11 protein-coding genes and 1 pseudogene are annotated in these 12549 nt (G+C 62.8%); 5 read left to right on the top strand and 7 right to left on the bottom strand.

What is annotated here, in order from left to right; all coding sequences use genetic code 11:
- Nucleotides 1–189: 189 nt before the first annotated feature.
- Nucleotides 190–324: a hypothetical protein gene (locus tag Q1A87_RS21495; RefSeq protein ID WP_299656334.1), complete on the bottom strand. Its 135-nt coding sequence runs from the start codon at nucleotides 322–324 to the stop codon at nucleotides 190–192.
- 548 nt (nucleotides 325–872) lie between these two features.
- On the opposite strand from Q1A87_RS21495, the gene Q1A87_RS21500 reads away from it, so the two are divergent.
- A complete protein-coding gene (locus Q1A87_RS21500) occupies nucleotides 873–1553 on the top strand; it encodes a spermidine synthase (RefSeq protein WP_299656337.1) in 681 nt (226 codons plus the stop codon).
- A gap of 346 nt (nucleotides 1554–1899) precedes the next feature.
- Here the strand turns inward: Q1A87_RS21500 and Q1A87_RS21505 are convergent, their stop codons facing one another.
- The 3 genes from Q1A87_RS21505 to Q1A87_RS21515 form a co-directional block, all read right to left on the bottom strand.
- Nucleotides 1900–3363: an aspartate aminotransferase family protein gene (locus Q1A87_RS21505; protein ID WP_299656340.1), complete on the bottom strand. Its 1464-nt coding sequence runs from the start codon at nucleotides 3361–3363 to the stop codon at nucleotides 1900–1902.
- Nucleotides 3364–3366: 3 nt separating this feature from the next.
- A complete protein-coding gene (cysK, locus tag Q1A87_RS21510; protein ID WP_299656362.1) occupies nucleotides 3367–4437 on the bottom strand; it encodes a cysteine synthase A in 1071 nt (356 codons plus the stop codon).
- A gap of 79 nt (nucleotides 4438–4516) precedes the next feature.
- Nucleotides 4517–4870, bottom strand: a complete 354-nt coding sequence (locus tag Q1A87_RS21515; protein ID WP_299656343.1) for a cupin domain-containing protein — start codon at nucleotides 4868–4870, stop codon at nucleotides 4517–4519.
- 138 nt (nucleotides 4871–5008) lie between these two features.
- Here Q1A87_RS21515 and Q1A87_RS21520 point away from each other — a divergent pair, with 138 nt between their 5' ends.
- Complete coding sequence (locus tag Q1A87_RS21520) at nucleotides 5009–6559, top strand: winged helix-turn-helix domain-containing protein (RefSeq protein WP_299656346.1); 1551 nt, start codon at nucleotides 5009–5011, stop codon at nucleotides 6557–6559.
- A gap of 168 nt (nucleotides 6560–6727) precedes the next feature.
- Here Q1A87_RS21520 and Q1A87_RS21525 read toward each other — a convergent pair.
- From Q1A87_RS21525 to Q1A87_RS21535, 3 genes and pseudogenes are all read right to left on the bottom strand, one after another.
- Nucleotides 6728–7432: pseudogene (locus Q1A87_RS21525) on the bottom strand (SDR family NAD(P)-dependent oxidoreductase); the annotation flags it as partial.
- A gap of 38 nt (nucleotides 7433–7470) precedes the next feature.
- Nucleotides 7471–7968, bottom strand: coding sequence for a nuclear transport factor 2 family protein (locus Q1A87_RS21530; RefSeq protein WP_363323046.1), 498 nt, complete (start codon nucleotides 7966–7968; stop codon nucleotides 7471–7473).
- A gap of 22 nt (nucleotides 7969–7990) precedes the next feature.
- On the bottom strand, nucleotides 7991–9370 hold the full coding sequence (locus Q1A87_RS21535; RefSeq protein ID WP_299656349.1) for an MFS transporter: 1380 nt from the start codon (nucleotides 9368–9370) through the stop codon (nucleotides 7991–7993).
- A 377-nt stretch (nucleotides 9371–9747) separates the two neighbouring features.
- Here Q1A87_RS21535 and Q1A87_RS21540 point away from each other — a divergent pair, with 377 nt between their 5' ends.
- From Q1A87_RS21540 to Q1A87_RS21550, 3 genes are all read left to right on the top strand, one after another.
- Nucleotides 9748–10335, top strand: coding sequence for a TetR/AcrR family transcriptional regulator (locus Q1A87_RS21540; protein ID WP_299656353.1), 588 nt, complete (start codon nucleotides 9748–9750; stop codon nucleotides 10333–10335).
- A 354-nt stretch (nucleotides 10336–10689) separates the two neighbouring features.
- The gene (locus Q1A87_RS21545; protein ID WP_299656356.1) at nucleotides 10690–11433 is read left to right on the top strand and encodes an SDR family oxidoreductase; all 744 of its coding nucleotides are present in this window, start codon (nucleotides 10690–10692) and stop codon (nucleotides 11431–11433) included.
- A 33-nt stretch (nucleotides 11434–11466) separates the two neighbouring features.
- Entirely contained in the window at nucleotides 11467–12402 is a 936-nt protein-coding gene (locus Q1A87_RS21550; RefSeq protein ID WP_299656359.1) for an alpha/beta hydrolase, read from the top strand.
- Nucleotides 12403–12549: the final 147 nt, after the last annotated feature.

Raw genomic sequence — 12549 nt, forward strand, 5'->3', positions numbered from 1 at the left:
CCGTAGCGGGCACAGGTTCACATGGTGTCGACGCGTCGGTAGGTCGTCGCGACGAGCCGGCCTCGTCCCATCAGATGTCTCTTCGTCTGCCCCATGCCGACCGGCGAGCGAAGCCGATCGGCGCTGGACCTTCCAATCGGCCGGCGGGATGTCGAAGACGTGTCCGTCAGCCGGACAGCCCTGCCGCGCCTACTTCGTCTTCTTCTTCTGACTGTCGAGCGGCGATTTGCCCTTGTTGAAGTCGGCCGTCGCCGAAACTTTCACCGCTTCCTTCTTCGGCTTCTTGGCTTCCCTGTTGCCCCGCGTCTTGTCGCCCTTGGCCATCGTCGTTCCTCCCCGTCATGCCCGCTACCGATTCATCGGACCGGCTCGGGCGCTCACCGGATATGCCGGCACATCGGCTGCGTGGGCGTGCGAGCCGGATGGTGCTTCAGCCAGTCATGGACATGGACTACCCTGTCGACCTCAGCGCCATCGGACCATCCTATCCGAAGTCGGGCGGTCGTGTAGCGGTCTTTCTATGATCGTCCGCCGCGGACAGCACCTCCAAGTTTCCTCGGTGACGACCAGCGACGCTGCCCTCCACCGCGTTTCCGCCATGACCCACTCACGCAACGTCGTGTCACAGGCATTCCTTCGGCGAATCATCCACGCCCAAAGTAAGAGTCCACCAAAACCGTCATCCACGCCCCTCGCAGCATCCGTCGAAGAGGGCTCGAAACGGACATGCAGTGGTGCGGCTGAGGACGGCCGATAGATAAAGGCGACCATCTGCGTCACCGACGTGACCACAAGCGCCCGGAACGCTTACCCTTCTACTGGCTTTCGCGGGCGTATAGGCGGACAGCCGACCTTGATGACAGGATTGCTTCGTGCTGCCGTGGATACATTTGGCGACGGCCCCTGCGCCGGGCGGGGACACACTCAGGCTTCTGCGCCGGGGTAACGAGTTCTCGATCCGTCTCGACGGTGGAAACGAGTTGATGAACAGCCGGCTCGGCGGATCGGAGCAGGCCCTCGCCACCCTGACCCTGGATCGCCTGGCCGGTCGCCCGGCTCCGCGCCTGCTTATCGGAGGCCTCGGCATGGGCTTCACCCTACGCGCCGCGCAGGAGGTTGCGCCGCCCGATGCCCGCCTAATCGTCTCTGAGATCGTGCCGGACCTCATCGAGTGGGCGGATCGACATATGGCGGCGGTCTTCGGCGATTGCCTTGCGGATCCGCGCGTGGAGATGCGGCCGGGCGACGTCCTCGCCGAGATAAGCACGGTCGAAGGGGCGTTCGACGCCATCCTGCTCGACGTCGACAATGGCCCCGACGGGCTCACCCGTGCGGACAACGACGCGCTCTACGGGGAGGCAGGACTGCGATCGGCGCGGCGGGCGCTGGTTCCCGGCGGCATCCTCGCGGTATGGTCCGCCGCACCGGACGCGGCCTTCACGAAACGGCTGTCGCGGTGTGGCTTCGAGACCAGTGTGCACATGGTCCGCGCCGGCCGCACGAAACGCGGGGCCCGCCATACGATCTGGATCGCAGCGCGAACCGATAGCTGATGTCGGTTATCGTCTCCTTCAAGAGAACACCTTGGCAGCACCCGACCGAGGCTGTGTGGAAACTCGGCCGAAGTGTGTGGAAGCAGGACGGCATGCACAGAAAGCCCGCGAATCGATGCCTCGGTTCTGACTGCGTCACGATCTCCGTGCCGCAGCAGGAAGTTGTTCCTTCAACATGCGTGAGACCCGAGTTTCCACACAGCCTCGGCCCAGACCTGCCGTTCAGGAGCCGCGTTGACGCTACGGAGCGGCTTCCTCAAAGGGACTGTTTGCGCTCCGCAACACCGTCCTTGCTCGGGCCCGCAATGTGGCGACCTCTCGCCACTCGCTGCGGCACGTCACGCCGTCAGTCGGCAAGCGCTTCCGCAACGAGCGCCCGTCCTCGCCGAACGACTTCTGCAACCAGCTCATCCAAGTCAGAAGGTATGGTGCGGTGGTTGTTGATCGCCGCACGCAGGCAGTGACGCCCCTGAACCGTGGTGTCCGACACGGCGGCGATGCCGGCCTCCTGCATCTGCACCATGATCTCTATGTTCAGTTGTCTTAGCGCCGCTTCGGACAGGTCGCCCGGATCATAGCGGAAGCAGACGATGTTGATGGCGGTGGGAAAGCACAACGTCAGCCCGGGGGTGGCCGTAATCAGTTCGGACAGGTAGCGTGCGTGGGCGAGGTCCTGATCGATCAGCCGGCCGAACTTTACCAGGCCGTGCTCCTTGAGTGCCATCCAGACCTTTAGGGCGCGGAACCCGCGCGAGGTCTGGAGCCCGAAGTCGTGCAGCCATGTGCCCGAGGCGATGCCGCGCGACGCGCTTTCCAGGTATTCCGGCGTCGTCGAGAACGTCCCCAGATGCGCCTCGGCATCCCGCACCAGCGCGCAGCCGACCTCGAACGGCGCGTGGAGCCACTTGTGCGGATCGAGTGCGACCGAATGCGCGCGGTCGAGCCCGCGGACCAGCGCGCTGCCCTTCGGCGCGATGGCGAGAAGCGCACCGATGCAGCCGTCCACGTGCATCCATAGACCCTCGGCGGCGCAAAGATCGGCGACGGCCTCGAGATCGTCGATGGCCCCGGTATTGACGGTCCCGGCTGTCGCAATGACGCAAGCGGGCTGAACCCCGTCCGCCCGGTCCTCGGCGATGGCGTCGCGCAGCGCGGAAAGATCCATTCGGCAAGCGGCGTCGGAACGCACACGCCGCAGCGCCCAGTTGCCCAGGCCCATCGCTTCGACCGCGACCTTGTGACAGGAATGGATCTGGTCGGAGCCGTAGAACCGCATCGGCGCGGTCATTGCCGCGAGGCCCAGCTCTCGCAGGTCGATGCCGGACTTCGCGTTTCGGGCGACGGTCAGTCCGATCAAGTTGGCCATCGACCCGCCGGAGACCAGCGTTCCGCTGGCCGAGGCCGGATAGCCCACCATTTCCTTCAGCCAGCCCACGACCTGTTTGTCGATCTCGGCAGCGGCATGGTCGCCTCCGCCAAGGTTCGACCCGAGGATGGCAGCAAGGAAATCCCCCAGGGCGCCGGTGAAGTTGCTCGTTCCCATATACCACATCCAGAACCGCGGATGGATGTTGCCCATCGGATAAGGCATGAGGTCCGCTTCGATCTGACGGTAAATTTCGTCGAGCGTCTGACCGTCACGGGGCACGCTTTCGCGAAACCGCTCCCGCACGGCCGGCGGCATGTCCTGCCAGACCGGCCGCGTCCGGATGTCCCGGATGTAGTCGACGGCGTCGTCCACCATCCGGTGGGCGACGGCGCGGTGGGCGTCCCAATCACCAGGGTCAAGCGTTTCCGGTGCATTCGCCATGGATCATTCCAGCCGATAGCCGGGGGTCGATCGGGACAGCGCGGCCTCTTCTTCCGTCATCTCCTCGGGGATCGCCTCGAATAGCGGCGTGGACATGTAGCGCTCTCCGGTATCGGGCAGCATGCAGAGAATGACGGCGCCGGGCTCCGACCGCTCGGCAACCTTCATGGCGACGGCGAATGTCGCGCCACCGGAGACGCCGGTCAGGATGCCTTCGGACTGCGCGAGTTTCTGCGCCCAGGCGATGCCCTCGGGGCCAGCGACGGGAATAAGCTCGTCATAGAGCCGGTCGTCCACGGCTTCCTGCAAGACCTGAGGGATGAAATCGGGCGTCCAGCCCTGGATCGGATGTGGCTCGAAAGCCGGGTGGCTTTCCGCGGGAGAGTGGTCGGCATTGCGGGCCTGGACATGACCGCTGCCGAGAAGCTGCGCGTTGCCGGGTTCGGACAGGATGATCCTCGTCTCCGGGCGTTCGCGACGCAGGACGCGGGCCACGCCCGTCACCGTCCCGCCTGTGCCATAGCCGGTGACCCAGCTGTCGAGACGGTGTCCGTCGAAATCCGCGAGGATCTCCCGAGCCGTCGTGTTCTCGTGGATGCGGGCATTGGCGTCAGTCTCGAACTGGCGGGCAAGGAACCAGCCGTTCGCCTCGGCGAGTTCCACCGCCTTGCGATACATCCCGAGCCCCTTTTCGGCCCTCGGCGTCAGCACGACCTTGGCCCCCATCATCCGCATCAGCTTGCGCCGCTCGACCGAGAAGCTGTCGGCCATCGTCACCACCAGCGGATAGCCCTTCGCCGCGCAAACCATGGCGAGTCCGATCCCGGTATTGCCCGAGGTCGCCTCGACCACCGTCTGGCCGGGACGCAGGCTGCCGTTCCGTTCGGCCTCGTCGATGATGCTCAAGGCCAGTCGGTCCTTGACGGACCCGGCAGGGTTGAAGAACTCGGCTTTGACGTAAAGCTCCACGTCCTTCGGGGCGAGGCGGTTGATCCTGATCGCGGGCGTGTTGCCGATCGTGTCGAGCACGCTGGCGTAAAGGCGGCCACGGCCCTCTGTTGTATATGCCGTCATGACATCCATGACTTTTCTCCGGTTCTGTTCTGGGGTGTGGGCGGGTTGCCGCTGCGCCCTGTGCGTTCAGTGCTGGTGTTCAGGCGAGGCCAAGGGGATCAGTTCGACCCGCTTGGCGCTGTCCGCATAGGCGTCGTGCCGGCGGAATTCTAACGAGATCGCCCATGCCGATCGGCGTTTCCGCTCCGGTGTCCAGCATGCGCAGGACCAGGTTTCCCAAGATGAAGTAATCGTTGTGCCGCATCGGGCAGGTATCCGGCGACCCGAGCAGGGGCTTTTCATCCTTTTTCCACGTCCAGCCCGGTTCGAAGACAGCGTGCAATCCGGTGCTGCCGTCCGACATCTGGAGGATCGAGATCCCGCCCATCTCCTTCATGCCGAGCCACTGGTCGGGGGTGTCGAACCTCCGGGTTTCAATCGCTTGCGCCATCATGATCCTGGTTTCCTTGTTGCGATGCAGGAAGGCCAGTCCCCCCGGCACGGTCGAGTCTACCGGGGACGCAGTGCCCGGTGCTTGACGGCAATCTGAAGATTTCCTGTAGGACACCACCGACTTCGTGTAGAATTGTTCATGGCCTGGACGTTTGGAGATTTTCATCTCGACCCGGATCTGTTCCAGCTCGCGCGCCACGGCGTTGCCGTGCCTCTCGAGCCCCAAGTGCTTGCCCTGTTGATTCATCTCGTGAGGAACCATGGCAGGATGGTCTCCAAGGACGAGGTCGTGCAGGCGGTCTGGCAAGGGCGAGCGGTTTCGGACGCCAGCATTTCTAGCCGCATCCGCTCGGCGCGGCAGGCGGTGGACGATGACGGCGCCCGGCAAAAGGTGATTCAGACAGTGCACGGGCGGGGCTTCCGCTTCGTCGCGGAGGTCACGACGTCGGCGCCTGCGCGAGCGGCTTCGCGCGCCGAGACCAACGGTCTCCTCGAGCAGTTCCGGGGAAGGCCCTCGATCGCAATCCTCCCTTTCAGGCCGCTTGGGGCTGAGTCCGACCTCGCGGTCCTGGCCGAGGCGATCCCGCACGAGATCATCGAGGCATTGTCGCGGCTGCGCTGGCTGGCGGTCATCGCGCGCGGATCTTCGTTTCGCTTCGGGGTTGGCGCGGCCGACATCGACCTGGTCGCAACAGCCCTGTCGGCGCGCTACGTCCTCACCGGGATCATCGAGCGGCGCGGCACCGGGCTTGCGGTCACGCTGGAGCTCATGGAGTCCGGCTCCCGGCAGGTGCTCTGGGCCGACCGGCTGGAGTCCACGCTCGACGGCATGGATGAACTGAGGACCCGGATCGTCGCCGACCTGGTTGCCGCGCTCGAGGCGCACATTCCCTTTAACGAAGCGCGCATCGCTCGGCTCAACAGGCTCGAGGATCTCGATGCCTGGGCCAACTATCATGTCGGCCTCCGACACCTATATCGATTTACCGAGGCGGACACGAAGCAGGCGCGAGCCTGCTTCGAACGTGCGATCACGTCCGAACCGGCCTTCGCCCGCGCGCATGCGGGGCTCTCCTTTACAAGCTTCCTTGCGGCCTTCCTGCGCTTCGATTCCGACAGAGCAGCGGCGGCGCGTGTCGCGCGGCAGTACGCCGAACGGGCGCTGGAACTGGACGCGCTCGATCCCTTCGCCAACTTCACGATGGGCCGATCGTTCTGGTTGACCGACCAGCCGGATGTTGCAGCCGGGTGGCTTTCGCGAGCAACGACTCTCAATCCAAACTACGCTCAAGGCTTCTATGCCTCGGCCTTCACGGCAATGCTGATCGGCGATGCGGGAACGACGATCGGGGCGCTGGAGACATCTTTGCATCTCAGCCCGCTCGACCCGCTTCTCTACGGCGTGCATGGCGTGCGGGCACAGCTGCTCATGCAGCAAGAAGACTACGAAGCCGCCGCCACATGGGCCGATCGCGCCGTTATGCAGCCCGGCGCCCACTACCTCATGGGAATGATCGCACTTGCGGCAAACGGGTTGGCCGGTCGACACGAGCGCGCTGGCCGTCTGCGGCAGGATATCCGCAACCGCAAGACAGATGCGACCAAGGCCGACTACTTCACCGCCTTTCCAACCCGCCATGCAGCGTCCCGCACGCGGATCGCCGCCGAGTTGGCAAAGCAGGGTTTTTGACAGAATTAGGGGTCATTAAAGCTTGGCTATCTTCCTCCGCATGGCCAGCAGGCGTAGATGATCCTCTTAGGCGCTGTCATCACCTAGTGCCCAATTTCCATCGCGTCCGCGAGGGCATGTAGGTCTGACGCCCGCGAATTGCCGAGGGGGTTTTATACAAGAGGTGGTTCACCACGATTGTACAGACGCGTCCACTCCGAAGAAGCCGGCGGTGGGGCCGTCTTTCCCGATGGTTGCGAGACGGATGGCGCTGGCTGCGCCTTCTGCAGGCGACAATACACCGCTGTTCCCATTGAGGCCAGTTGCCACATTGCCCGGCTCGACGGCGTTGACCTTGATGCCCAGGGGGGCCAACTCCTTCGCGAAGGCGACGGTGACGGCGTTCAAAGCGGTCTTCGAGGAACTGTAGGCCATCAGGTTGACGGTCGAGTAGGCCGATGAGGGATCGGTGATCAGACCGAGCAAGCCAAGCCCGCTGCTCATCATGACGACCCTGGCCTCGTCCGCAGCCTTCAGCAGAGGCAGAAGCGCTTGCGTCACCCGGATCGGCCCGAAGACGTTCGTTTCATAGGTGGTCCTGACATCGTCCATGGATTGCTGGCTTGGCAGGTCCGACGATCCGGCGATGATACCGGCTTTGTTAACCAGCACATCCAGATGCGGAACCGCCTTGGCAAGTGTCGCGGCAGCCGATCTGGTGCTCTCGGAATCGGCGACATCGAGCACGAGAAGCCGTGCGTCGATCCCATCCGCTTTCAGCGCGTCGACAGCCGCCTGTCCGCGTCCGCGATCGCGTGATCCGACCCAAACCTGATAGCCGCGTTGTCCCAGCCCTTTGGCGATGGCAAGGCCGATACCCTTGTTCGCGCCCGTTACAAGCGCGAACTGGGTAGGAGTTGCATTCCCCTAGGTCATGCGGCCTCCGCGCTTTTTGCATGATGCTGGAGGTCACCGATGGAATGGACCGTCAGCGCGCGGTGGACAAAACGCCATTCGCCGTCCCGGCGTTCGAAACGATCAAGATACTTCCCCGTGACGATCGGCTGAAGGGCAAAGCCATCGAGCTGCTGGTGAACCGTATAGTAGCTGGACGCGGATGCCGTCTCGCCCCTCGAATCGACGTCGATCAGGGTGTTCGCCAGCGTGTGCCAGGTGCGCGGTGTACCATCGGCATGGAGCTGGACGTTGGAGTAAAGCAGGGCCTCGATGTTCGCTTCGCCGGACGCAACGTTACCAACGATGTCGAACTCGGCATATTGGAGCAATTCGGCAATTTCGCCGAATTTCCCCTCATCCAGCAGGTGCACATAGCTGGCGATGAGGCGGTGGATCGCGCTCTCGGCGTCAAGGCGCGCAATGGTTTTCGGCGTGTTCGTGTCGGACTTGGTTCTTCTCCTTGGTTCTGAAATTGCAGGAAATGCTCCCGAAGGTTCACAGGTGGATTACAGGCTGTCGGAGATTGCCTTTGCCGCCCCGCCTTTTTGCTCCGATGGTGACAAGCGTGACGAGCGTGGCCAGGAGCGCGATGACGGCCCCGACAACAAAAGCTGCTCCCAGGCCGGCAGAGAAATCGTCCGGCACCGCTTCGCCGGCATATACCGCGGCGATGATGGCAATTCCGAGTGCCCCGCCGATCTGCTGATCCATTTGCAAAAGCCCGGACGCGGCCCCTGCGTGCTCATCCGGCACGCCGTCCATGATCGCGACCGTCCCCGGCACAAAAACAAGGGCAATGCCGATGGCGTGGACGATCATGGGCACGACGACGAAGGGGACGTAGACACCTCCGTCATCCAGAGCTGCAAATCCCAACATGCTGGCCGCAACCAAGACAGTACCGCCGGTCATCAACGGACGTGGCCCGAACCTGGCAATGAGACGGGGAATGAAATGCGTGGCGACGAACACCGTCGCCGTGAGCGGAAGAAAGGCGAGACCCGTCACCAGAGACCCAAATCCGAGCACCTGTTGCAGATATTGGACGATCAGGAACAGCATCGAGAAATTCATGCCGACGATCATGGCCATGCCGACAAGACCACCAGCCCGCATGCAGTTCCGCAGCAGCGAAAGATCGAGCAACGGCTCGCGTATGCGCTTCTCGGTATAGAGGAATGCCGCAAGCAGAACGACAGCCGCACCGAATGAAGCCAGAGTGTTGTCGGCGAACCAGCCGTGGTCGGCAGCTCCGAGGAAGCCATACACCAGGGCGACGGAACCGAGCGTTGCGGTGACGGCGCCTGAGACATCAAGCCGTGCAGGTTTGCGGCTCGTCTCTTTGACAAGGCTTCCGATAAGCAGAAGGACGATCAGACCGACCGGCACATTGGTCAGAAGGGACCATCGCCAGGACGCCAGATCGGTCAGGGCACCCCCCAGTATCAGGCCCGCAGACGCGCCCACCGAAGAGACCGCGATGAAGAGCGACAGCCCACGATTTCGTTCCGCCTCATCACGCGCCATTGTCGTGATGAGCGCCAGAACGCTTGGCCCTGCCAACGCGGCCCCGACGCCCTGCAATACGCGGGCGGCAATCAACACGGATGCCGATCCAGCGAGTCCGCCGACCACCGACGCGGCAACGAAAATCGCGATGCCGATGCGAAACACCCGCACTTGCCCGTAGATGTCGCCAAGCCGTCCGCCGAGAAGCAGAAGGCCGCCGAAGGCCAGCGCGAAGGCGTTGAGAACCCAGGTCAGGCCCGCGGGCGTGAACCCCAACTCGGCCTGGATCTGAGGCAAGGCGACGATAACGATCAGGAGGTCCATCTGCAGCATCAGTTGCGCCGTCAGGATGGTGCCAAGCGCCATGGCCGGTCGCCAGGCTGAAGTCTTCGAGGCCATGCCGCCTCGGCGTGAGATTACCATCGCTGGCGTCCTTTCTACGCTGAACCGCAAATCTTGTAGCGGCCGTTATATATCGACCACTACACGACGTCCTCAGCCTTGACCACACATTTATAGTGGTCGCTACCATGCGCAGCGCATCAACCGACCCGCGGCGGTCCTGTCGGGAGGTTTCAGGCGCGCAAATATTTGCTAGATTATGACAATTCGTCCGAACCGGGGGTCCATCTTGCACCGGTCATCCGCGTCACCGCCACGGCGGTTGCGATCCAGGAGAGGTCATCTCATACTTGAAGAGTGGTGTAGCGCACGTTACAAAAAGGGCATCAAGAGGTACCAGCATGACCGCGAAAGTCAGAAAGCGGCGTCCCGCATTTGATCGAGAGGAAGGGGTCGCCATTGCCCAAAACCTGTTCCACGAACGGGGGTACGATGCCGTGAGTGTCGCGGACATCACCCAGGCGTTGGATATCGTTCCCCCCAGCCTTTATGCTGCATATGGCAGCAAAACCGAACTGTTCGAACGGGCGATGAAACGGTACGCCGAAACGGAAATGCTTCCCCTGGCGGACATTCTGAAGAACGAGCGCCCTCCCGCCGAAGAGCTGTCGGCTCTTTTCGTCCTGGCGACGCAGCAATACACGCGCCACGACACGCGTCGGGGATGCATGATCACGGAAGGTATGCGCGCCGATGATAAAACAGCCCGGTTGAAGGCTGCGGCGCTTGCCGAAAACGCCAACACGACCATCCGTGACTACATCGCGGCTCACAATCCGGCAGAGGCGGAGCGTATCACGGACTATGTCCTGGTCACGCTGAGAGGGCTCTCCTCTTATGCCTGCCTTGGAACGCCCGCCGAGCGTTTGATCGAATGCGCCAGGATGGCGGGACGCGCTTTCGAACAGGACTTTCCGGCGAAAGCTTAGCGAAGGACAGTGCAGATGCAGTCCGTCGAGACTGCTGACGTCACGCTTCGGCTAGACGATCTTGGCGCTCTCCGGGGGCTGCCGTTCCCGTCCGGCTCCACCCTGCAATGCCCCGCGCGCCAAGTTATCGTAGGCAAGAACACGTAGGGCTAGGCGGGCCAAACCACAAGACCGGCCCGGATCGAACGCCAGATCAGCCTCACACCCTTTCGCGCTCTGAACCGCCACGATCCGCCGCCCGGGATGGGCAGGCAGGGTCTCTTGCTTGCTGTATATACCACTCGATATATAAAACTTGCCTTCTTAGCTGAGTTATATATAGCGATCATTACATCGTGCAGGAGCAGGTTCAGGATGACTCAAAGACTCTCCGAAAAAGTAGCCTTGGTAACGGGCGGCACCAGCGGCATTTGCGCGGCGATAGCCACAAGGCTGGTGCAAGAAGGGGCAACCGTGATCGTGCTTGGCCGCCGACAGCAGGTGCTGGACGCCGCTGTTCGGCGTATCGGGCACGGAGCTACGGGTTATGCGGCGGATGTCTCCGATCCCACGTCCGTTCAGTCCGCAGTTCGGCAGGTCGTTGCACAGCATGACAGGATCGACGTCCTCGTGGCCAATGCCGGTGGCGGCGTCCACGCCCCGTTGGGCCAGATCGATCCGGTCCTGATCGACCAGCAATTCGCGACGAACGTGAAGGGTGTCATCATCACCGCGCAGGAGGCTCTGCCCTACATGAGCGCTGGCGGCGCGATCGTGATCGTCGGCTCCACCGCGTCCATGGATTCCCCCGCGGGGATGAGCGTCTACAGCGCGACAAAAGGGGCGCTGCGTCCGCTCGTGCGCAGCTGGCTGGCCGACACGAAGGGCCTTGGCATCCGGATCAACATCGTCAGCCCGGGACCGACCAATACGCAGGCTCTGACAGACAGTTTCGGTGAGAATGCGGAGGCGGCGGTGAAGTCTCTCGTCGAACAAAGCCCTCTCGGTCGTATCGGTGAAGTCAGGGAGATCGCGGCAGTGGCAGCGTTCCTTGCGAGTGACGATGCCAGCTACGTCAACGGGATCGAGCTTTTTGCCGACGGCGGCATCTCCCAATAATGAAATCCCCCACTGCGACAATAGGAAACGATCATGACCGAAATTACCACTGAGACACCCCTGAGCTTGAATTACGACGCGGCAACACGCGATGACGCAGCGTTCAATCGCCAATTCAACCATGGCTTCAAGACAATCGACGATTTGCAGATGCATTACGTCATTGGCGGTGACGGCCTCAAGACCATCATCCTGCTCCACGGGTTTCCGCAGAGCTGGTACGAGTGGCGGGCTGTCATGCCCCATCTGCTGGAAGGTCACAGGGTGATCGCCATCGATCTGCCGGGGCTGGGCGACAGCACAGGTTCCCTGCCGTCCTACGACAAGAAAACCCTGGCGACCTACGTGCACCGCTTGCTGGTGTCCCTCGGGGTCGTCTCGGGCGTGAAACTCGTCGCTCACGACTTCGGCAGCTCCATCGCATATGCTTTGGCTGCGAATTATCGCGAGCAGATCGCGAGCCTGTTCATCATGGACTTCCCGGTCACGGGCGGCGCCTTGACCTTCGAGCAGCTCAAGCCCCTCTCCTTCCATTTCGGCTTTTTCACGGAGAAACCGTTGGCGGAGATGCTGGTCGAGGGCCGCGAGCGGGAATTCCTGTCCTACTTCTTCGAAAGCCTGGCCGTGGATGCGTCGCTGGTGCTGGACGGTTTGGATGAATATACCCGGGTCTATTCACGTCCCGGGGTCTGGCACAACGGCATGGAATGGTATCGCGCCTGGCCGGCGGACGAACAGGACAACGCGGACAGCATGAAGCGGCCGCTCACGCTTCCGGTCCGGATCCTCACTCAGGAGTTCACGTACGAGCCTCTCCTGGCGGGCTTGAAGGATGCCGCGCCCGACGCGACGGGCCGTCCCGTGAAAGGAGCGGGTCACTGGCTTCCCGAAGAAAGAACGGAAGAGGTACTCTCCGAAATCCGGTCCTTCTTTGGATATGCCGACCGCCTTGCCACCGCAGCTGCCTGACGTTCCCAAGCCACCGGCCGGCCGCGTATTCAACGCGGCCGCTCCTCTTGCGGAGAGTGACATGACCCAGCGTATCCGTCCGGCGTGACCGCCGTTGACATTCAGCGTGGCTGCCAATTCCACGGCGTGAGTTCGTCGATGCGGTTG

This window comes from uncultured Jannaschia sp. (assembly GCF_947494055.1).
In the GTDB taxonomy this organism is placed as follows: Bacteria; Pseudomonadota; Alphaproteobacteria; order Rhodobacterales; family Rhodobacteraceae; genus Jannaschia.

Bases quoted from the DNA above. Each gene is read 5' to 3' on its own strand.
- Q1A87_RS21495 (WP_299656334.1), bottom strand. From the start codon at position 324: ATGGCCAAGGGCGACAAGACGCGGGGCAACAGGGAAGCCAAGAAGCCG.
- Q1A87_RS21505 (WP_299656340.1), bottom strand. From the start codon at position 3,363: ATGGCGAATGCACCGGAAACGCTTGACCCTGGTGATTGGGACGCCCAC.
- cysK (WP_299656362.1), bottom strand. From the start codon at position 4,437: ATGACGGCATATACAACAGAGGGCCGTGGCCGCCTTTACGCCAGCGTG.
- Q1A87_RS21515 (WP_299656343.1), bottom strand. From the start codon at position 4,870: ATGATGGCGCAAGCGATTGAAACCCGGAGGTTCGACACCCCCGACCAG.
- Q1A87_RS21520 (WP_299656346.1), top strand. From the start codon at position 5,009: ATGGCCTGGACGTTTGGAGATTTTCATCTCGACCCGGATCTGTTCCAG.
- Q1A87_RS21535 (WP_299656349.1), bottom strand. From the start codon at position 9,370: ATGGCGCTTGGCACCATCCTGACGGCGCAACTGATGCTGCAGATGGAC.
- Q1A87_RS21540 (WP_299656353.1), top strand. From the start codon at position 9,748: ATGACCGCGAAAGTCAGAAAGCGGCGTCCCGCATTTGATCGAGAGGAA.
- Q1A87_RS21545 (WP_299656356.1), top strand. From the start codon at position 10,690: ATGACTCAAAGACTCTCCGAAAAAGTAGCCTTGGTAACGGGCGGCACC.
- Q1A87_RS21550 (WP_299656359.1), top strand. From the start codon at position 11,467: ATGACCGAAATTACCACTGAGACACCCCTGAGCTTGAATTACGACGCG.